This window comes from Anaerobutyricum hallii DSM 3353 (assembly GCF_000173975.1).
Classification (GTDB): Bacteria; Bacillota; Clostridia; order Lachnospirales; family Lachnospiraceae; genus Anaerobutyricum; species Anaerobutyricum hallii.
Genome location: NZ_ACEP01000054.1, coordinates 1 through 19730, shown reverse-complemented (window position 1 = coordinate 19730; position 19730 = coordinate 1). Strand labels below are relative to the sequence as shown.

Here is a 19730-nt window from a genome sequence, read left to right as displayed (position 1 = left end):
ATTTTATTACTATGGAGAAAGGCACTTATTTTATGAGTCACGCAGAATTTACCCCCACAACAAATGAATTTATCGGAACGGCCGCAGGGCACACCATTGGCATGGTTATCCCTAATATTGACCCAGAAGTGCGGACTCTTTTAAAGATTCCAGAGCAATATTCTTCCCTGGGAATTCTTACTTCAAGAACCGGGGCTGCCGCACAGGCATTTTCTGTAGATGAAGCTGCAAAAGCCTGTAATGTAGAACTTCTTATCTTTGAATTGCCAAGAGATACGGAAGGCTACTCTGGTCACGGGAACTTAATCGTACTTGGAGCTTATTATGTGAGCGATGCCCGACGTGCCGTAGAAGTTGCTCTTACACTAATTGATGAAAAAGCGGAACGAATTTACATCAATGAAGTTGGTCACATGGAAATGCATGTAACTGCCAATGCCGGCCCAGTACTTCACCAGATTTTTGATGCACCACTTGGCAAAGCTTTCGGTTTCATCTGTGCCGGTCCCGCCGGAATTGCTATCGTTGCTGCAGACACTGCTGTAAAGTCTTCGCCAGTCGATATCGTGTGGTACGGAACACCTTCCATTAATCTGTCTCATACTAACGAAGTAATCATTGGAGTGAGCGGAGATTATGGTGCTGTGAAAAAGGCTGTTGATATTGCTTATGAAAAGGCCAGCGCACTTATTGAGATATTTGGGCAAAAACCGGCTTCTATTCTGCATTTTACACAAAATCCTGATTTGTAGAGCGAAACAGACCAACTCCCCGTAAGGTCACAATTGTCTGAAGCCTCCCTCAAATCTTTCTCAAAATAAATTCTGAATTTGCATGGGCAGCCAAAGACAGCTCTCAGAGAATAAAATAACCTATATTTGTGGCCTTGGAGCAAGGTTTGGATACGAGCGTGTATAAGCGAGTATTCAAACCGCTGCGACTAAAGTCACAAATATAGGTTATTTTATTCTCTGAGAACGTCTCTTTGCCTGCGGCAAATCACAATTTATAAAGTATTGATGAAGCGTTCAAAGGCTTTTCTTCCTTCTTCAGTACATTTGTACACTCCCGCATCTTCGAGTACTTTTACAAACACTTCCCCAATTTCTTCTTTGAGGATATCCCACACATTTTCCTGTGTGATTTCCGCGTATTTTGGAAGGAAGTCTTTTACCCAGTCAGCATGTTTTTCCAGTCCTCCGACAGAGGAAACGTCTTTTCCACTTACAAGGCAGTCAGCGAGGCTTTCCATCTCTTTTTTAAGGCGTGAAGGAAGTACGGCAAGTCCCATAACCTCGATAAGACCGATATTTTCCTTCTTGATGTGATGATATTCTGGTCTTGGATGATAGACTCCGAGTGGTCTTTCTTCTGTGGTGATGTTATTTCTTAATGTGAGGTCGAGTTCGTATTCTTCCCCTCTTCTTCTTGCGATTGGTGTGATTGTATTATGTGGTTCTCCGTTTGTCTGCTCAAAGATAAATGCATCTGGATCAGTGTAGTTGCGCCATTTTTTAAGAATATGGTCAGCAAGGTCTATCAGGCGTTCCGGGTCTTTATGACGGATTCGTATAACAGATAATGGCCAGTGTACGATTCCTGCGGTTACATCTTCATAGCCGGGCACTTTAAATTCTTTTTCCATTTCGGCCCGTTCCATTGCAAAGGTATAATGTCCCCCCTGAAAATGGTCATGTGTGAGGATAGAACCTCCTACGATTGGTAAATCCGCATTGGAACCGACAAAATAATGTGGGAACTGACGGATAAAGTCAAATAATTTGGCAAAGGTATCCCTGTCTATTTTCATCGGAGTATGCTGTCCATTTAAGACAATACAATGCTCATTATAATAAACATATGGAGAGTACTGAAATCCCCAACGGCTTCCGTGAATGGTTATCGGGATAATACGGTGATTCTGTCTTGCCGGATGATTCATTCTTCCCGCATAACCTTCATTTTCTATGCAAAGCTGGCACTTTGGATATGCACTCTGCTTTGCATTCTTGGCTGCTGCGATTGCCTTCGGGTCTTTCTCTGGTTTTGACAAATTAATCGTGATATCAATAACGCCATAGGGACTGTCCACTGTCCATTTCATATCTTTCTGGATACGATCTTTTCTTATGTAATTGCTGTTCTGGCTAAGTTCATAAAAATAATCTGTTGCATATTTCGGATTTTTTTCATAATAGGCATCAAAAATCTTTTTTACTGTACCTGGTCTTGGAGTCATAATTCCCATCAGCTTTGTATCAAACAAATCCCTTGTGACAATATCATCACTCTGAATGATTCCCTTTTCAAATGCAATATCTGTCAATTCATTTAAAATATCCGCAAGCACCATTTTTTCTCCGAAAATATCCGGATTATCATATTCATCCAAACCGAATAAATCAAGATACTGGTTAATCATGAAAATCTCGTCTTCTGGCTGAATCAGCTTCGCTCCGATACCATAATGGACAAGCTTCTTGATATTCTTTGTCAGTCCCATTTTTCTGTCCTCCTAATATTATCCTATAATACCTTCATTCCACCATATTTTCTAATTTTTAATACGTGGCAGGCATCCTGTCCAAAAATATCTTCCATGTTTTTCTTGTAAATGTCTACAATGTCATTTGGGACAAATGCCTGAATTGTTCCAGCAAATCCACCCCCATGCACACGGCTCACTCCTCTTCCTTTCAGGATTACATCACTAAATGCGAGGCCTACTGCCATCTCCTGTCTGGAAAGATTCTTTACAGAATATACATTCTGAAGATATTTGAAAGAAGAATCGCCAGATGCTTTAATCAGGCTCTTAAATCCTTCAAAATCTTCTTTTTCCAATGCATTTACCTGGTCAATAACACGGTCTGTCTCTTCAAACCAATGCATTGCACGAAGGACTGCTCTATCACCTGCTACTTTTCTGATTTCTGGGATATGAATATAAAATTCATTTTTATCAATCTGATGTAATACTTCTTTACCAAAATAAGCAGCTACCTTTTTCATCTCTTCTGGAATTGCTGCATACTCATCTGTCAAATCCGCATGAGAGCCCTTTGTATCAATGATACATAAACTGTGGTCGAAGTCCTCAAAATTCACATTTACTTTTTTGATTACAGGATTCTTCACGTCTGCAAAATCAATAAAAATAAGGTTACCGACAGAAGATGCCATCTGGTCCATCAGCCCACAAGGTTTTCCAAAGAATACGTTCTCCGCATACTGTCCTGCCTGTGCGATAAGCACTGGAGAAACCTTTCCCTCATTATAAAGTCCTGATAAAATGTTCCCTGTTAACACTTCAAATGCTGCAGAAGATGACATTCCCGCTCCGTTTAATACATCGCTTGTAACGTATGCTTCAAAACCGCCGATTTCATAACCTTCTTCTTTTAACTTTGCAGCAACACCACGAATGAGTCCTTCGGAAGTTCCCTCTTCTTCTTTCTTTGGAAGAAGGTCTGCTAAAGAAACATTGATCATTGGATAGCCTTCTGATTTTAAAACAACACCATTCTCTTTTTTCGCTACAATGGCAATTGCATCTAAGTTAATCGATGCAGCAAGAACTCTTCCTAACTGATGATCCGTATGGTTACCACCAATCTCACTTCTTCCCGGTGCACTGTAAATCTCTACTTCTTTTTCCCCAAATAATTCCTCAAAGCTCTCGATTGCTTTGATATAACGTTCTTTCTGGTAGTCTAAAACAGATTCATCAATGTAAATATCTCTTAATAACTCCTCGTACTTCCCGTCCTGAAACCCTTTTTTTAATTCTGTTGTCTTCATCTTTTCCTACTCCTTTTCTTAAAGCCGTCCTGTTTTCATTCCTGTTTCTTACTATCACTATACTTTGCTATCACGCTTACCATCTGATATTTTAGTGGTTGTTTTCGTGTTGCTTATATAGTAAATTATTTTAGTAAATTATGCAAGGGTAAATTTTTACTAAACATTTTACTTTATTTTTAGTAATTTTTTCTTCAACTATTCTGTAAAATTTGGTATACTATGATTATTCAGAAGAAAAAGTATTCCAGAATGTGTTAAAATACTTTACATGCGATGAATTGCAATCAAAAATATTACAAATATATTGTAAAATTACAAAAGTAATAAAGGAGTCAGTCTTATTATGGCAACACTTAAAGATATTGCAAAAAGAGCTGGTGTATCTTCTGCCACAGTATCTCGTATTCTTAATCAGGATGAGACATTAAGTGTCACTCCACAAACGAGAGAACGGGTACAGGAAATCGCCCGCGAATTAAATTATAAAAAAAAATCTTCCCCCTCTTCCAAAACGGTTATCGGGATTTTTCAGTGGGTTACTTTATTTCAGGAATTAGAAGACCCTTATTATCAGGCGATTCGAAGTGGAATCGAGCGGTATTGTATGACAGAGAATCTCGAAATCCGCCGCGCCTTTCAGAGTGACCCTGATTACATGAACACCCTTCGGGGCGTGCAGGGACTAATCTGTATTGGCAAGTTTAACGATAAACAGATTCAACTATTTGAATCTATCACTCCTAACGTCATTTTCGTTGATATGCAGACTTCAAAAATCAACTGTAACACGATTTCGCTTGATTTTGAACAGGCAGTTGTAGATGCCCTCAACTACCTTACCAGTCTTGGACATACCTCCATTGCTTATCTTGGTGGAAAAGAATATTTAAATGATGATACGGTTTATTTTGAACAGAGGAAAGATACCTTTATCCGCTATTGTAAGGAACACCAGATTTCTTATGAACCTTACTTAAAAGAAACAGAGTTTTCTGCAGATGCCGGTTATCAGATGATGATGGAACTTATCGAAGCAGGAACACTTCCAAGTGCCGTTTTTGCAGCCAGCGACCCTATCGCTATTGGGGCGATGCGCGCCCTTTACCAGAAAGGCTACCGCATTCCGGAGGATATTTCTGTTATGGGATTTGACGATATTAACGTGGCAAAGTTTTCTAATCCGCCACTGACAACGGTACATGCTCCGGCTGATTTTATGGGACAGTTTGCGGCGCATTATATTCAGCTTCTGGCAGAAAGTAATACGAAGCTTTCCTACAATATGCCGGTGAGGATGACTCTTCCCTGTGAAATTACAATCCGGGATACTTGCGGAGCAAGTTCTGATTTGTGAGACTGCAAAGCAGACGAACTCCTGAAGCGAAATAAAGCATATTTGTGACTTTAGTCGCGGCGGTTTGAATGTTCGCTTAAAGCGCTCTCATCCAAACCTTGCTCCGAGGCCACAAATATGCTTTATTTCGCTTCAGGAGTTCTGTGCGTTGACAGCCCAGAAAACCAGTTGGAGGGATTTGGGGAAGAGGACAGGAGATGTAGAAGTTCCGGGAAATAAAATTTTATAGGATTGACACTTGAAGCAGTGCCATAATCGTATAGTTATTTATGGTTACTACTTTTTTCTATTAACTAGAGCGTGTTTGAAAAACCATTCCTACAATCCGCACGCTCCAATTTGCGGTAAAAATGCTAAAAAAAGCAAAAAAGTTATAAGGCAAATGAATAAAACCCGGAAATCTTCCAAAGATAGTTATAATATCAAATAATTTAAAATGATAAGATAAGTGTCAGTCCTCCAGTATTTCAATTTTTCAAAAGGCCACAACTGTCTGAAGCCTCCCTCAAATCTTTCTCAAAATAAATTCTGAGTTTGCATGGGCAGCCAACAAACAGCTTCCAAAGAAAGCCGATACCCTATATTTGTGGCCTCGGAGCAAAGGTTGGATGCGAGCGGTTAAGCGAACATTCAATCTGCAGCGACTAAAGTCACAAATATAGGGTATTGGCTTTCTTGGGAAGCGTCTCCTTTGCTGCGCAAATCAGAATTTTCCTCTCACCTTTTCGTAGTCTTTTTTATGTACGAGGATTTCATATTCTATCATCTGGTCTGGTTTATTTCCAAAACTTCCTGTTCGGCTTCTTAATGTTCCTTCTGCCGGGTACATCGTCTGTGATAAATGGTCTTTTGTTTTATATTTATACGGGATTCCTTCCTTCTCTAATTGTGTGCGGATTTCATTAAATTTTTTCATATCTGTTCCTATCCAGAGGCTTTCTGAATTTAAAAAATTAAACATTAAAATTCCTTCTTTCCTATCTTTTTTCGTAAAGACTCCCACGATTGAATTACCATGAATTCGATATCCAGAATACTCTTCATGCCTTCGATATCTTCAAAATCTCATCATTGAATTACCGTGAATTTCCGTAAATTTTTTCATAAATGTCCATTCTTATTTTTTGCAGGCCCAGTTATCAAAACCTGCAAATTTTCTGCTTTATTATACCATTTATAAAATGTTATGGCAAGTTTTTTCAAGCACACTCTATCCCTCCTTCAAAATATGTCTTGAATCAACATTTTGACAATGTACGAAAATTAGGACAATTTTCTTCTTGACTTTTTTAGAAATCGGACTATAATGAAGTTCGTCAAATACATAACTTCACCGAAATTCGTTGAAGAGAACAACGCTGTTTTTGAACAGAATGGTTCAGAGAGCCTGCGGTTGGTGTGAGCAGGTGCATTTTCAATAACAGATATCCTCTCTAAGATGCAGACTGAACATTATCTGACATTTTTTATTTTTTCTAATCAGTAGGTCTCGCCGGAATCCTCCGTTAAAAGGAAAGCGTATGACAGTACGTTAAGAGCTGTAATTTTATTACAGAATTTGGGTGGTAACGCGGATTTTTTCGTCCCTTTTCAGTTTTTTCTGAGAAGGGACTTTTTGTTTTCTTAAAAAGTACAACGAATAAAAGAAAAGCGGTGAGGATCATCAGGAGGTAACACAAGTATGAAACAATTACAAAAGTTCAGCAAATTTTTATCTGATTACACATCAATCGTTGTAATCGCTATCGCAGTAATCACATTTTTCCTTCCATCACTGATGGGATGGGTAAATTTCCAGTTATTCACTGACCCAGTGGCAAATAAATTCACTAGCCAGTCTATCATTATCGGTGTCATCATGTTCAGCATGGGACTTACTCTTACAACAGAGGATTTCAAGATCCTTGCACAAAGACCATTTGATATCTGCATCGGTGCTATTGCTCAGTATTTAATCATGCCATTTTTAGCATTTTTCATTACAAAACTGCTTCATCTTCCAACAGGTATCGCTCTTGGACTGATTCTTGTAGGCTGCTGCCCAGGTGGTGTGTCCTCTAACATCATGTCCTACCTCTGCGGTGGTGATGTTGCATTTTCCGTTGGAATGACTACAGTATCTACTATCCTCTCCCCAGTTATGACACCACTTATGGTTTCTCTTCTGGCGAGCGGAGCTAAAATCACTATCCACGGTCTTCCAATGTTTGTTTCTATCATTGAAACCGTTATCGTACCAGTAGCTATCGGTTTTGTATTAAATTATGCATTAGGAAAGAATAAGACATTTAAAGAACTTCAGAAAGTTATGCCGGGTGTTGCCGTTCTCGGACTTGCCTGTGTTGTTGGTGGGGTTATCTCCTCTCAGGGTTCAAAATTCTTCCAGTCCGGCGCCGTAATCTTCATTGCTGTTCTTCTTCATAACGGTCTTGGATACTTCCTTGGATACTGTGCAGGCCGCCTTACAGGTATGAATACAGCAAAGAAAAGAACCATTTCTATTGAAGTTGGTATGCAGAATGCCGGTCTTGCAACAAACCTTGCAACAACAACTGCACAGTTTGCTTCTACACCAGAGTCTGCTATCATCTGTGCTGTTTCCTGTGTATGGCATTCTATTTCAGGAACATTACTGGCAGGATTATTTGCCCAGTATGATAAAATGAAAGCTACACATAAGAAGACTGCCACAGCGAAATAAATTCTGATTTGTAGAGCGAAACAGACGCCCGCAAAGAGAGCCTATCCCCTATATTTGTGACTTTAGTCGCGGCGGTTTGAATACTCGCTTACACACGCTCGTATCCAAACCTTGCTCCGAGGCCACAAATATAGGGGATAGGCTCTCTTTGCGGGCTGACTGTGGATGCTGGCACAAAATCAGAATTCACGTTAGAGATTTGGGAATTCTCCAGAATATTATGAATTTGCAAAAAAATTAGCTTCTCTGTAACATAGTATAAAAAAATATTACTCTGATTCACTTTCTCAAATTTTTTCACCGATTTGTTGCTGTATGAGTAAACATCCGCTATAAAAACTTTAAAAAATCGAATTTAAATACTATTTTTTTTAATATACTGTTATGGATTCACTATATTTTCTCATAAAATCACAGTCTTTCGGGGAATCCCCAAATCTCTTCAACATGATTTCTGATTTTACTTCAGAAACCACTGTCAGAAACATCGAAATCCCATCGTCCATATTTGTGGTCTCGGAGCAAGTGTTGGATGCGAGCGCATAAGCGAACATTCAACGCGCCGCGACTAAAATCACAAATATGGACGATGGGATTTCGATGTTTCGTCAGTTTTGCCAATTCAACAAATCAGAATTTTTCCATTTTCTCATTATGTAGAAATAATATGGAAGTAACGGTACCAATGCTGCCAGCCATGCCGCTGGATCTGCCATACAAACACCCGCAAAGCTGGTTTTTCCCGCTACTAAGGTTACTATTGCCGTTCTAGCTACAAGTTCAAAGATTCCGCCAATCATAGGAATTAATCCGTAGCCCATTCCCTGTAAGGTATTTCTGTAAAGGAAAATACTTCCTAGGAACGGATAAAACCAGAATACAGTATGGAAATAGGTAACCGCTACTTTAATTACTTCTGTTTCTGACGGACTGATAAATAGATAAGTCATGTATTTTCCAAAGAAGAACATTGCAATCATGTTTACAACACTCCATCCCCAGATCATATACTGTGTGCAGCGCACTCCCTGTTTTACACGATCCATTTTACCAGCTCCACGGTTCTGACCGACATAGGTAGCAATTGTTGCACCAAAGGCTACAAAGACAGTCATGAAAATATTTTGTAATTTTCCGGCAGCAGAGAATCCTGCCATGCAGTTTTCTCCATAAATATTGATGGCTCCCTGCACGATGATTGTTCCAATTGCAGTAATGGAAAATTGTAATGCCATAGGGATACCAAGGCCTAATAACTTGCCTAATGATTTTAATGCAATCTGGAAATCTGTTTTCTTTAATCGAAGAATTGGGAACTTTTTGCATATATAAATAAAACAGAGGAGTGCGGAAATTGCCTGTGCAATTACAGTTGCATAAGCACAGCCCTCTACACCCATTCCCATCACTACGATGAGTACAATATCAAGTACAACATTGATACCCGCAGAAATCATAAGAAAGTATAATGGAGAACGGGAATCTCCCAAGGCTCTTAAGAAAGCGGACAGGTCATCATAGGCTACCGTAACAAGCAATCCCATATAAATAATTCCCATATAGCCTTTTACAGAGGGCATGATTTCATCCGAATAATTCATCAGGCGAAGAATCTGTTCATTTGCGACAGAAAAACCTATCGTCATTACAAGGGCAAATGCAACGGATAAATAAATAGACATTGCAACATAATGTCTCATTCTATCATATTGTTTTGCACCAAAAGACTGAGCGACCATAATCGCAAATCCACTGGTCAGGCCATTAAGCCAGCCAATGACAAAGAACATCAAAGAACCGGTACTTCCAATTGCGGCCAGTGCCTGTACTCCTAAAAACTGTCCTGCTACGATGGAATCTACTACATTATAAAACTGCTGGAATAAGTTTCCCAGACACATCGGTATCATAAACTTGATGATTAGCTTTGCCGGACTTCCGATGGTCATATCGTTAATTGTCGTTTTTGACATCTTTTACTCTCCTTTTTCAGGACATATTAAAAAAATACTTTCAAAATTTCTTTTAATTTGCCTTTTCTTTTAATTTCTTTTATAATTATTCAGAGTTACTACTATACCACACTTTGGGAGGATTATCATGCATGTAGGACGAAAAACACAAAAAAGAGAAAAGTCAGCGATGTCTGTCTCACTTTATGGCAACTTACTTTTTGTCGTAATCGAACTTATCATGGCAATTGTAACCAGTTCCCAGGCTGTTTTGCTTGATGCTGTCTATGACGGGGTAGAGTTTGTGATGCTTCTGCCATCACTTTTTCTGATTCCATTTCTTTATCGGCCGGCAAATGAACAGCATCCATTTGGATACACGCAGATAGAGACCTTATTTATTGTAATAAAGGGTATAACGATGACAGCCGTTACTTTTGGATTAATTTTTAATAATATTAACCTTATGATTCATGGCGGGCATATAATTTCATTTAACACTGTCGCATATTTTGAACTTTTTGCCTGTGTTCTTGGAATTATCGTTACAGTTTATCTTTACATAAAAAATAAAACAATGCAATCCCCTCTTATTAATATGGAAATGCAGGGCTGGCGCATGGACAGTGTTGTTTCTTTTGGTATGGCCTGTGCCTTTTTGCTTCCAATGTTTATTCCTTTTGCATGGTTTCAGAAGTTTGTCCCTTATCTCGACCAGATTATTACAGTTGTTTTGTCCCTTATTATGATTCCTGCACCAATCCACACAATCATTACCGGATTCCGTGATCTGATGCTAATTCCACCGGAAGAGGAAACTATTGAGGATATTAAAGCAACCGTAGAACCTATTATTGGTATCTACGGTCACAAAAATCTTTATTATGATATTGTAAGAACCGGACGAAAACTCTGGGTCAGTGTCTATATCACCTTTGATAAAGACATTGTTTCCCTATCCAAGTTCAAATTTCTTCAAGATGAATGTATTCTTGCGCTTGCAAAGAAATATCCTGACTTTTACTTTGAACTTCTGCCAGATATTGAGTTTACCGGACTAGAGCGTGTTTAAGAAATGCTTTCTGTAAGATGTGCGTTACAATTTGTGGGAGATTTCGCCTGAATGAGGGCGGCGTAGCGGGCTACGTCAACTGAATGAAGACAAAATATACCGCAAATTGGGACGTGCAGATTGCAGGAATGATTTTTCAAACACGCTCTAGAGCGTGTTTAAGAAATGCTCCGGAAGAAAATTGTGATAATTTCATAAAACAGAAAAAGTTTTCCACGCTCTGAAATCTATTAATTCTGCAATATTCTTCCCTCTTATATATTGCCCTGCTTACTTTCTTTTTTTAATATGTACCTCTGGAATTGCTACATTCTCATAGGTAATAAATCCATCGTCTTTCTTTTCAGGCTGTTCTTCACCCTTATCTTCTCCAATATGAAGTTCTGGCATAGCCAGATTCTCACTAGATACTTTATAATCTACATGACGCTCTGCGTGTTTTACTTTTTTCTTTTTACCAAACATAAAAAATCCCTCTTTCATACTGTAAAAATTATAATTATTAAGCTCTGTAAGTGAAGAATCTGGCAATTGAATCACCAAAGATTCCCGCTTAATTTTCTGAACAATCCACATATTCATTACTCATTTGACAGCTCTTAATAATTATAAAAAGTTTATAAAAAACGTAATCGCCAAACTGTTAAGAAAGTCTGCAAATAAACTTCCAACCAGTGGAACTAATAAAAATGCCTTGACAGATGGTGCGTATTTCTCACATACTGCCTGCATATTTGCCATCGCATTTGGAGTGGCTCCCATACCGAATCCACAAACTCCCGATGAGAGTACTGCCGCATCGTAATCTCTTCCCATAACATTAAATACAACAAAATATGTGTAAAGGAACATAAGAATCGTCTGTCCAGCAAGCAACGTAATCAGTGGAAGTGCCAAATCAGCAAGCTGCCACAACTTTAAGGTAATCATCGCTATTCCTAAGAAAAGGGAAAGACTGATACCTCCGATGTCATTGATCTCACCCATGTAAATCGTGAACTTTCCTGAATACTCTCCAATATTTCTCATACAGGCTGCTGCAATCATGGCTCCGATATAAATCGGAAAAGTCATTCCTGTAAGTGATAACAGCTTAGAAATGATCGTTCCAATACCAATGGCAATGATAAGCTGAAATACTGCTGCTGGATACATACTTGCATGACGTTCATGCTTTCTCTCATCTTCAATTAAAAGACTATCATCTTCCACAACAACGGTATCTAAAAGATTTTTCTTCTCAATAAGACGCTTTCCAACTGGTCCGCCCATTACACTTCCGGCAATCAGGCCAAATGTTGCTGCTGCTGTACATAACGTACTTGCTCCCTTTACCCCGAAGTCTTCAAGAACCGGACCAAAGGCACCTGCTGTTCCATGTCCCCCTATCATTGGGATAGAGCCTGTACAAAGTCCTACAAGCGGACTGATATGTAAAAGCTTTGCAAGTCCGATTGCAAGGAAATTCTGGCATAAAATAAGTGTGATTACGAGTCCAAGGAATACGATCAATGCCCTTCCTCCACTCTTTAATACCTTTAAATTTGCCTGGAATCCTACTGATGTAAAGAAAAATACCATACAAACTTCTTTTAAAATATCATCAAAAGAAAATTCTGCGATACCTGTTACATAGCAAAGACAGGTAAAAATCGCAAATATAACACCACCGATAACCGGCGCAGGGATACAGAACCTCTCTAAAAGTTCCACCCTTTCTTTTAAAAACTTTCCTAACATCAGAACAACTACCGCTACGGCAATTGTCTGGTACATATCTAATTGAATCTTCATAAACTATTACCTTCGGCCACTAATTGCTCTCTTTCTCTGTTGTTAGTTCTGCTGCATCCATACCACATTCCTCATAATATGCCACAGCTCCCTTATGAAACGGAATCGTGATTCCCTCCACCGCAGACTTCTCATCAAGCGAAATATCTACTGGAAGAGCATACTGTAATTCCTGCTTATTCTCAAATAAAATCTTTGTAATATCTTTTACTGTATCAGCAGAAAGCTTATCACTTGCAAGAAGCACAGCCTTCACACCAACCGTCTTAACATCCTCTGTCTGTCCATTATACGTCTCTTTTGGAATCGTACAGTCCGTATAAAACTTATATGTTCCCTTTAACTTTTCCGCACTCTTCTCATCAATACTCAGAAGACGAATATCACATTTCTTTGCAAGTTCTCCAATAACTGTTGTCTGTGCTCCGGCGGTACAGAAAAAGGCATCAATCTTACCTTCTCTAAGTTCTTCCGCTGCATTGGAATAGTCAAGATTCACCTCATCAACCAGACTGTCATTAAGACCATACGCTGCAAGAATCTGCTTCGCATTCTGCTCTGTACCAGACTCTTCCTCACCAACACTGACTCTCTTATCCTGCAGATCTTCTACCGTATTAATAGAGGAATCTGCCTTTACAACAATCTGACACGCTTCTGTATACAATGCAGCAACTGCACTATAACCTCCATGCTGCTTTTCATTCTCAAAAATACCCGTTCTCTCGTAGGCATCATTTGTTAAGTCTGTCTGTGCAACCGCCATTTGGATATAACCATCCGAAAGCAGACGAAGATTCGCTGCAGAACCAGCCGTTGTCTTCACTTCCATCTTGTACTTCTTATTTTTTGATGTCACCAGATTTGCAAACGTATCACCAAATACACGATACGTTCCACCAAGACCTGCTGCACCAAATTTAATTTTCCCTGTATTTGTACCACAACTCGTTAGTATTCCTGCGAGCATAACAATACACATACACAGAGCAAACCATCTTTTTTTCACCAAAACACCTCTTTATCTCAAATTATTTTACTATCACCTTTGTTGCCTTTGTATAAGCCTCCTTTGCCTGCGGCAAACCAGAATTTAAAGTAATAACTCTCTTACCATTTCTCCAGTAAATGTCACCTGTTCTAAATGATCAACTTCAATCTGATACAGCGCATTTGCCACAATATGCTCTGCGGCCTGCTCTAAATCACGGATACCTGTTGTATCAGAGAAAATGTCGATAACAGCATCTAACGCATCGTCCGTCATAATACATTCTCCCTCACGAAGTCCAATTCGTTTCAAAACTTTTGGAAGCGCAAATTTGGAGAAGATCGCTTTCTTTTCTTCTGGCGTGTAATCTGGAATATCAATAACAGCAAAACGGGACATCAGCGGACTGCTGATCTGGCTCTTATCATTTGCTGTTGCGATAGGATAAACACCAACGGTAGGAATCATACATTCCATGTAATTATCAGTAAATCCAAGATTATCTAATAAAGTAAGAAGAACATCTGCTGGATTACCGGTTCCCTTACCAGAATTGGCTTTATCTAATTCGTTAATGATAAATACAAGATTCGATTCTCCGGCCATAGAAAAGGCATCCATGATGATTCCCGGTTTTGCATTGGCATAAATACGGGAACTTCCGGTTAACTGTTCTGGATCATTGATAGAACTCATATCTAAAGTCGTCCATGGAAGTTTTAAAATACGGGCAACAGCATATGCAATCTGAGACTTTCCGGTACCGGCAGGGCCTACAAGTAAAAGACCGTAAGCCGGAAGCGTATGTGTACGGTTAATCTGGATAATGGTTTCGATGATCCTCTGTTTTACGCGCTCCATTCCATACAATTCTTCATCGAGAATTTTTCTGGCCTCTTCCGGATCAATTGATTTAAAATAATCACTTTTCCACTGAATATTCATCATGATGGACAAAGCACGCTGGGCATGACGTCTTTCTTCTGGTGAAACTTCGCGGGAACGGGCAACAGCCAGGTTTCTTCTGGCCCACAGACGGATATTGTCAGGAAGTGTTCTTCCGGCACAGGTCATGAAGTCAGTGATACTCTGGAGACTGGTAAGTTTCATCTCATCGCTGTCTTCCTCCTCCACTTCTTCTGTTACTTCTTCTGCTGGAGCAGGACTGGCAAATAAACGTTCAATCATAAACTGTAAAAATCCATCTTCTGCAGATAACTTTGTTCTTCCACCAAAAGAAATTTCCTGAATTTTGTAAACAGCATATCCCTCTTCAACATTTTTACCAGAAAGCTGAACGTGAATATGATGTTCGCCAAGCCATTTTAAAAGACTGACAAAACGGGCATCAACCTTTAAGATATCTGCGCTGATTGTGCCATCTTCTTCTTCAAATTCAAAAGTTGTCTGTTTATTTGGATTTGCGAAAATACCAAAGGAATGATGTTTCCATTCTCTTTTTTGATTATCGATCACAAGAATTGGATTTTCCGGTGAAGCATGGTCATTATCTGAGTAAACCATCGCGTATGTGCAGCGTACAGGCTCTTTTTTAGCCTGCATATTACTAAAATCAAATACTGGCATGATTGTTCTCCTTTTATATATAGTAAATGTATAATTTGAAGATAATTTTATCATAAAAATGCAAGGATATCAAAGAAAGGAAAGAAAAATTATGTTTTACACAAACACAATTTAAACCCGTTTTTGTTTAAAATAATAAGCAATTCCTATGTAACATATTCCCTTACAAATCATAATTATCTAAAAAATGATGTTTCACTCCATCTTTTTTATAGGCGATAACAGTTTCAATATTTACATTTTCCACACTCTTAAAGATATGTGCTTCAACATATGGATTTTTCTTTTTGATTTCTGCAATAAGCTGCTTTATCTCTACTCTCTTAGACTGATTTTCCTCGTTATTACATGTTGTACAAGTATCTGTAAATTTACATGCACACTGAATAAACCGAAGATCGTTATAATCTCTCCATGCCTTAATATCATCCTCACGGATAAGATATAATGGACGAATCAATTCCATCCCCTCAAAATTCGTACTATGAAGTTTCGGCATCATCGTCTGGATCTGCGCGCCGTAAAGCATTCCCATAAGAATCGTCTCAATAACATCATCATAATGATGTCCCAGAGCTATTTTATTACAGCCCAATTCCTTTGCAAAATTATAGAGATACCCTCTTCTCATTCTGGCACAGAGGTAACATGGAGACTTTTCAATATGATATACAGATTCAAAAATATCAGATTCAAAAATATGAATAGGAATCTTTAATTTTCTTGCATTCTCTTCAATAACCTTTCTGTTTTCCGGACTATATCCTGGATCCATAACTACAAACTTCACCTCGAATGGAAACTTATTATGCAGTTTTAACTCCTGAAAAAGCTTCGCCATCAGCATAGAATCCTTTCCGCCAGAAATGCATACCGCAATACAATCTCCTTCTTTTACAAGTTCATACTGATTAATCGCCTTTGTAAACTTACACCAGATATTCTTACGAAACTTTTTTCGGATACTCTTCTCTACCTGTGCACATACCTCGTCTGCCTGCTGATTCTTCATTTCATTTAACAACCAGGAAGTATATCCGCCTTTTAAACTATATGCATCATATCCTCTATCGCGTAATTCTTCTGCAAGTTCCTGACTAATACGTCCTCGCGCACAGTAAATAATCAGCTTCTTTTCCGCAGAATCTTCTCTTTCTGCCGCCTCTGCCTCATCTGCTTTTACAAGTCCACCCGAATATTTTTCTAAAATTTCTTCCTTGCTCATATGAATTGCTCCGGGAATGATTCCGTGTCCTACTTCTACATCTCCACGCATATCAAGTAATATATAGCTGTCTGGCGTTAATTGTCCTAACTCATTTATTGTAATATCCATCTATTTACCCTTTCATTTTTATAACTTTTTATCATTCTCAAACTTCTATTTTTACCATTAAACAGATTGAAATACATTCTGAAAAACTCACAGAGAGATATTATCACGTTTTTTTAAGATTTTCCATCAAAAATCATAGAATAATACAGGTATTTTTATATTGACATTTCATTTCTCATGGGTTATAATCTAATCACAGTAATAGTTACTATTTTTATTTACAAGAGGTATTATAACCATATTAAAATTTTAGAAAAGGAGAAGAACACATGGCTAAATTTTATCGTACAGAAGACAGAACAGTATTATTAGAATTATTTGGGGCAGGTTCCTCTGTAGAGAACCTTAAGAATTTAAAAGCGAACACAACAGATGCCGCTGTAGAGAAACACGTTCCTGTAGTAACACAGGAAGGTAATAAGATTACCGTTGCTGTTTCCTCCGTAGAACATCCAATGCTTCCAGAACATTATATTATGGGCGTATATATCGAAACAAAGAACGGTGGACAGCTCCATAAATTCCAGCCAGGAGATACTCCGAAGGCTACATTTACATTAGCTGATGGAGATGAATTTGTAGCAGCTTACGAATACTGCAATCTCCACGGATTATGGAAGGATAAATAGGAATTTGCCGGGGTGAGTAAACAGACGAACCCCCAGAGAAAATATACCCTATATCTGTGACTTTAGTCGCGGCGGTTTGAATATTCGCTTAAGTGCTCGTATCCAAACCTTGCTCCGAGGCCACAGATATAGGGTATATTTTCTCTGGGGGTTCTGGTTGTTTCAATCCGGCAAATTTATTAAAAGATTTGGGGAAGAAGACAGGAGAATAAAGCTATCTGGGAAACTAAATTTCAAAGAATTGACACAGAAATCCATAAGAAAAATTATTATTTTTACACATTAAAACAATAATATAAGTATCGAACTCTTATGACTCAACTTTTTAAAAGGCCATAATCTTCTGGCGATTCCCCAATCACTCCAACATGAAATAGTAATTCCATCTCCGGCCAAAACACAGCACCCAAAGAGAGCAGGTATCCTATATTTGTGGCCTTAGAACGAGGATTGAATGTGAGCGCGGAGGCGAACATTTAACCCGCAAGTGATAGAGTCAAAATATAGGATACCTGCTCTCTTTGAGTGTGTCTTCTTGCCTGCGGTAATTATTATTTCACTGACAAATTCCTATTGTACTATATTTTCGCTCTTGACTTAAGTATGATTTCGTACTATAATACCGTAAGTACGAAATCATACTTTTTTTATGAAAGGAATTTTTTATGAAAGATAATTTTTCCACTACTCCATATATGAGTTCAAATTTACGGGAATATAATCGTATTTATAAAGAAGTGAATGATATTTACCGAGATGCTGCTTCAAAATTCGGGCTTTCCAACAGCGTATTTGACATTTTATATACCATCTGCGAAGTCGGGGAGGGCTGCCTGCAAAAAGATGTCTGCGATGCTACTTTTATTCCAAAGCAGACTGTTAACTCCGCTATTCGTAAATTAGAACAAGAAGGTTATCTCACTCTTTCTAATGGAAAAGGCCACAGCAAGCACATTCTTTTGACGGAAAGTGGACATACTTTATTAAAAGAGACTATTTTTCCTATCGTAGAAGCAGAAAATGAAGCTTTTACTGAATTAAGTTTCGAAGAATGTAATTTATTGCTAAAGTTACATAGTAAATATACTACTGCATTGCGGGAAAAGTTTTCAAAACTTTAAACTTAAGAAATTAGATAAACATTTTACCTTAAATAACAATGTATCAAGGAGTTTTTATGAAAATTCAATTATCCGAACATTTTACTTATAAAAAATTATTGCGTTTTGTTCTACCCTCTATTATCATGATGATCTTCACTTCGATTTATAGTGTGGTAGATGGACTTTTTGTATCTAATTTCGTTGGTAAGACAGCTCTTGCTGCTATTAATCTGACACTCCCAATTATAATGGGATTATCCGCTCTTGGATTTATGATTGGTACAGGAGGCAGCGCAATTGTTGCCAGGATGCTTGGAGAAAAAAAGAGAGAAAAGGCAAATGAATATTTTTCCATGCTCATCTATGTGACGGCAATCGGCGGTATCCTTTTATCCATTCTTGGAACAATTTTCATCCCGGCAATTGCTTCCTTTCTCGGGGCAAAAGGCCAGCTTCTTTCTAACTGCATTTTATACGCCAGACTTTCTTTTATTTCCATGCCTGCCTTTATGCTGCAAAATGTATTCCAGAGCTTTTTTGTTACAGCAGAAAAACCGCATCTTGGTCTTTACGTTGTCATTGCAGCTGGTGTGACAAATATGGTACTTGATTTTCTATTTGTCGGCATTTTAGGATTTGGACTTGCCGGAGCTGCGCTTGCGACAGTATGCGGCGAATTTATTGGCGGACTCTTTCCTATTTTTTATTTTACAAGGAAAAATTCCAGCTTGCTCCGTCTTGGTAAAACCCACTGGAACGGTCATGTGCTTTTACAGACCTGTATTAACGGTTCTTCTGAGCTTATGACGAATCTTTCCAGTTCCATTATGAACTCACTTTATAACATACAGCTTATGAAATTTGCCGGCGAAAATGGAGTCGCAGCTTATGGGACAATGATGTACATTAACTTCATTTTCCTTGCAATATTTTTCGGTTATTCCATTGGAAGTGCGCCGGTTATCAGTTATCATTATGGTGCTGGGAATCAGGACGAACTTAAAAATCTATTTAGGAAAAGCCTTTGCTTAATAGGTACATGGGGAATCATGCTTGCACTACTCTCACAGCTACTCGCCGCTCCTCTCTCCAAACTTTTTGTTGGATACGATGCAGAACTTTTTGCCATGACAGAACACGGTTTCCGCATTTATTGTCTTGCTTACCTGGTTAATGGCTTCAATATATTCGGTTCCTCCTTCTTTACCGCACTGAACAACGGTGTTATATCCGCCGCAATTTCCTTCCTGCGTACCCTGGTCTTCCAGATTATTATGATCCTTTTACTTCCAACATTATTGGGAATCAATGGAATCTGGAGCGCTGTCGGAATTGCAGAATTAATGACATTATGCGTAACTATCACCTTCTTCATCAAGCAAAGAAAAAAATATCACTATGTTTAGT

17 protein-coding genes, 2 pseudogenes and 1 other annotated feature are annotated in these 19730 nt (G+C 38.5%); of the genes and pseudogenes, 8 read left to right on the top strand and 11 right to left on the bottom strand.

The window, feature by feature from the left end:
* Positions 1 to 32 precede the first annotated feature (32 nt).
* On the top strand, positions 33 to 752 hold the full coding sequence (gene pduB, locus EUBHAL_RS04735) for a propanediol utilization microcompartment protein PduB (RefSeq protein WP_167534388.1): 720 nt from the start codon (positions 33 to 35) through the stop codon (positions 750 to 752).
* A 254-nt stretch (positions 753 to 1006) separates the two neighbouring features.
* Here pduB and galT read toward each other — a convergent pair whose 3' ends face one another.
* Positions 1007 to 2503: a UDP-glucose--hexose-1-phosphate uridylyltransferase gene (galT, locus tag EUBHAL_RS04730; protein ID WP_005345575.1), complete on the bottom strand. Its 1497-nt coding sequence runs from the start codon at positions 2501 to 2503 to the stop codon at positions 1007 to 1009.
* A gap of 23 nt (positions 2504 to 2526) precedes the next feature.
* The gene (locus tag EUBHAL_RS04725; protein WP_005345569.1) at positions 2527 to 3801 is read right to left on the bottom strand and encodes a galactokinase; all 1275 of its coding nucleotides are present in this window, start codon (positions 3799 to 3801) and stop codon (positions 2527 to 2529) included.
* Between the two features lie 346 nt (positions 3802 to 4147).
* Here EUBHAL_RS04725 and EUBHAL_RS04720 point away from each other — a divergent pair, with 346 nt between their 5' ends.
* Positions 4148 to 5158, top strand: coding sequence for a LacI family DNA-binding transcriptional regulator (locus EUBHAL_RS04720; RefSeq protein ID WP_005345567.1), 1011 nt, complete (start codon positions 4148 to 4150; stop codon positions 5156 to 5158).
* 289 nt (positions 5159 to 5447) lie between these two features.
* Here the strand turns inward: EUBHAL_RS04720 and EUBHAL_RS17185 are convergent, their stop codons facing one another.
* Both EUBHAL_RS17185 and EUBHAL_RS04715 read right to left on the bottom strand, forming a co-directional pair.
* Positions 5448 to 5540, bottom strand: coding sequence for a DUF6783 domain-containing protein (locus EUBHAL_RS17185; protein ID WP_353963095.1), 93 nt, complete (start codon positions 5538 to 5540; stop codon positions 5448 to 5450).
* A 321-nt stretch (positions 5541 to 5861) separates the two neighbouring features.
* The gene (locus tag EUBHAL_RS04715) at positions 5862 to 6074 is read right to left on the bottom strand and encodes a hypothetical protein (protein WP_242648741.1); all 213 of its coding nucleotides are present in this window, start codon (positions 6072 to 6074) and stop codon (positions 5862 to 5864) included.
* A gap of 418 nt (positions 6075 to 6492) precedes the next feature.
* Positions 6493 to 6749, top strand: a binding site (T-box leader).
* 90 nt (positions 6750 to 6839) lie between these two features.
* Here EUBHAL_RS04715 and EUBHAL_RS04710 point away from each other — a divergent pair.
* Positions 6840 to 7859: a bile acid:sodium symporter family protein gene (locus EUBHAL_RS04710; protein WP_005345557.1), complete on the top strand. Its 1020-nt coding sequence runs from the start codon at positions 6840 to 6842 to the stop codon at positions 7857 to 7859.
* A 608-nt stretch (positions 7860 to 8467) separates the two neighbouring features.
* On the opposite strand, the gene EUBHAL_RS04705 is transcribed toward EUBHAL_RS04710, so the two are convergent.
* Positions 8468 to 9832, bottom strand: coding sequence for an MATE family efflux transporter (locus EUBHAL_RS04705; protein WP_005345540.1), 1365 nt, complete (start codon positions 9830 to 9832; stop codon positions 8468 to 8470).
* Positions 9833 to 9959: 127 nt separating this feature from the next.
* Between EUBHAL_RS04705 and EUBHAL_RS04700 the strand changes: the two genes are divergently transcribed.
* Positions 9960 to 10883: a cation diffusion facilitator family transporter gene (locus EUBHAL_RS04700; protein ID WP_005345538.1), complete on the top strand. Its 924-nt coding sequence runs from the start codon at positions 9960 to 9962 to the stop codon at positions 10881 to 10883.
* Here EUBHAL_RS04700 and EUBHAL_RS16730 read toward each other — a convergent pair.
* A pseudogene (locus EUBHAL_RS16730) lies at positions 10880 to 10963 on the bottom strand (DUF6783 domain-containing protein); the annotation flags it as partial. The gene EUBHAL_RS04700 and the pseudogene EUBHAL_RS16730 overlap by 4 nt on opposite strands.
* Between EUBHAL_RS16730 and EUBHAL_RS16725 the strand changes: the two are divergent.
* Positions 10931 to 11107 (top strand): annotated as a pseudogene (locus EUBHAL_RS16725) (DUF6783 domain-containing protein). The pseudogenes EUBHAL_RS16730 and EUBHAL_RS16725 sit on opposite strands and share 33 nt — an antisense overlap.
* Before the next feature lie 46 nt (positions 11108 to 11153).
* Here the strand turns inward: EUBHAL_RS16725 and EUBHAL_RS15230 are convergent.
* The 5 genes from EUBHAL_RS15230 to EUBHAL_RS04670 all read right to left on the bottom strand — a co-directional run bounded on the left by EUBHAL_RS15230 (position 11154) and on the right by EUBHAL_RS04670 (position 16591).
* A complete protein-coding gene (locus EUBHAL_RS15230; RefSeq protein WP_044922040.1) occupies positions 11154 to 11348 on the bottom strand; it encodes a hypothetical protein in 195 nt (64 codons plus the stop codon).
* 141 nt (positions 11349 to 11489) lie between these two features.
* Positions 11490 to 12677: a sodium/glutamate symporter gene (gltS, locus tag EUBHAL_RS04685; RefSeq protein ID WP_005345526.1), complete on the bottom strand. Its 1188-nt coding sequence runs from the start codon at positions 12675 to 12677 to the stop codon at positions 11490 to 11492.
* Positions 12678 to 12696: 19 nt separating this feature from the next.
* Positions 12697 to 13647, bottom strand: coding sequence for a TAXI family TRAP transporter solute-binding subunit (locus tag EUBHAL_RS04680; RefSeq protein ID WP_242648740.1), 951 nt, complete (start codon positions 13645 to 13647; stop codon positions 12697 to 12699).
* 123 nt (positions 13648 to 13770) lie between these two features.
* On the bottom strand, positions 13771 to 15255 hold the full coding sequence (locus EUBHAL_RS04675; RefSeq protein WP_005345489.1) for an AAA family ATPase: 1485 nt from the start codon (positions 15253 to 15255) through the stop codon (positions 13771 to 13773).
* Between the two features lie 163 nt (positions 15256 to 15418).
* Entirely contained in the window at positions 15419 to 16591 is a 1173-nt protein-coding gene (locus EUBHAL_RS04670) for a PP-loop family protein (protein ID WP_005345488.1), read from the bottom strand.
* Positions 16592 to 16860: 269 nt separating this feature from the next.
* Here EUBHAL_RS04670 and EUBHAL_RS04665 point away from each other — a divergent pair, with 269 nt between their 5' ends.
* From EUBHAL_RS04665 to EUBHAL_RS04655, 3 genes are all read left to right on the top strand, one after another.
* The gene (locus tag EUBHAL_RS04665; protein ID WP_005345487.1) at positions 16861 to 17220 is read left to right on the top strand and encodes a desulfoferrodoxin family protein; all 360 of its coding nucleotides are present in this window, start codon (positions 16861 to 16863) and stop codon (positions 17218 to 17220) included.
* 665 nt (positions 17221 to 17885) lie between these two features.
* Positions 17886 to 18341 carry a MarR family winged helix-turn-helix transcriptional regulator gene (locus EUBHAL_RS04660; protein WP_005345482.1) on the top strand — a complete coding sequence of 152 codons (456 nt, stop codon included), beginning with the start codon at positions 17886 to 17888 and terminating at the stop codon, positions 18339 to 18341.
* A gap of 56 nt (positions 18342 to 18397) precedes the next feature.
* A complete protein-coding gene (locus tag EUBHAL_RS04655) occupies positions 18398 to 19729 on the top strand; it encodes an MATE family efflux transporter (RefSeq protein WP_044922025.1) in 1332 nt (443 codons plus the stop codon).
* The last annotated feature ends 1 nt before the right edge of the window (position 19730 follow it).

Excerpts from the sequence above, each read along its gene's own strand:
- EUBHAL_RS04665 (WP_005345487.1), top strand. The coding sequence starts at position 16,861 with ATGGCTAAATTTTATCGTACAGAAGACAGAACAGTATTATTAGAATTA.
- EUBHAL_RS04710 (WP_005345557.1), top strand. The coding sequence starts at position 6,840 with ATGAAACAATTACAAAAGTTCAGCAAATTTTTATCTGATTACACATCA.
- EUBHAL_RS04670 (WP_005345488.1), bottom strand. The coding sequence starts at position 16,591 with ATGGATATTACAATAAATGAGTTAGGACAATTAACGCCAGACAGCTAT.
- EUBHAL_RS15230 (WP_044922040.1), bottom strand. The coding sequence starts at position 11,348 with ATGTTTGGTAAAAAGAAAAAAGTAAAACACGCAGAGCGTCATGTAGAT.
- galT (WP_005345575.1), bottom strand. The coding sequence starts at position 2,503 with ATGGGACTGACAAAGAATATCAAGAAGCTTGTCCATTATGGTATCGGA.
- EUBHAL_RS04660 (WP_005345482.1), top strand. The coding sequence starts at position 17,886 with ATGAAAGATAATTTTTCCACTACTCCATATATGAGTTCAAATTTACGG.
- EUBHAL_RS04705 (WP_005345540.1), bottom strand. The coding sequence starts at position 9,832 with ATGTCAAAAACGACAATTAACGATATGACCATCGGAAGTCCGGCAAAG.
- EUBHAL_RS04675 (WP_005345489.1), bottom strand. The coding sequence starts at position 15,255 with ATGCCAGTATTTGATTTTAGTAATATGCAGGCTAAAAAAGAGCCTGTA.
- pduB (WP_167534388.1), top strand. The coding sequence starts at position 33 with ATGAGTCACGCAGAATTTACCCCCACAACAAATGAATTTATCGGAACG.
- EUBHAL_RS04700 (WP_005345538.1), top strand. The coding sequence starts at position 9,960 with ATGCATGTAGGACGAAAAACACAAAAAAGAGAAAAGTCAGCGATGTCT.
- EUBHAL_RS04725 (WP_005345569.1), bottom strand. The coding sequence starts at position 3,801 with ATGAAGACAACAGAATTAAAAAAAGGGTTTCAGGACGGGAAGTACGAG.
- gltS (WP_005345526.1), bottom strand. The coding sequence starts at position 12,677 with ATGAAGATTCAATTAGATATGTACCAGACAATTGCCGTAGCGGTAGTT.
- EUBHAL_RS04655 (WP_044922025.1), top strand. The coding sequence starts at position 18,398 with ATGAAAATTCAATTATCCGAACATTTTACTTATAAAAAATTATTGCGT.
- EUBHAL_RS04720 (WP_005345567.1), top strand. The coding sequence starts at position 4,148 with ATGGCAACACTTAAAGATATTGCAAAAAGAGCTGGTGTATCTTCTGCC.
- EUBHAL_RS04715 (WP_242648741.1), bottom strand. The coding sequence starts at position 6,074 with ATGAAAAAATTTAATGAAATCCGCACACAATTAGAGAAGGAAGGAATC.
- EUBHAL_RS04680 (WP_242648740.1), bottom strand. The coding sequence starts at position 13,647 with ATGCTCGCAGGAATACTAACGAGTTGTGGTACAAATACAGGGAAAATT.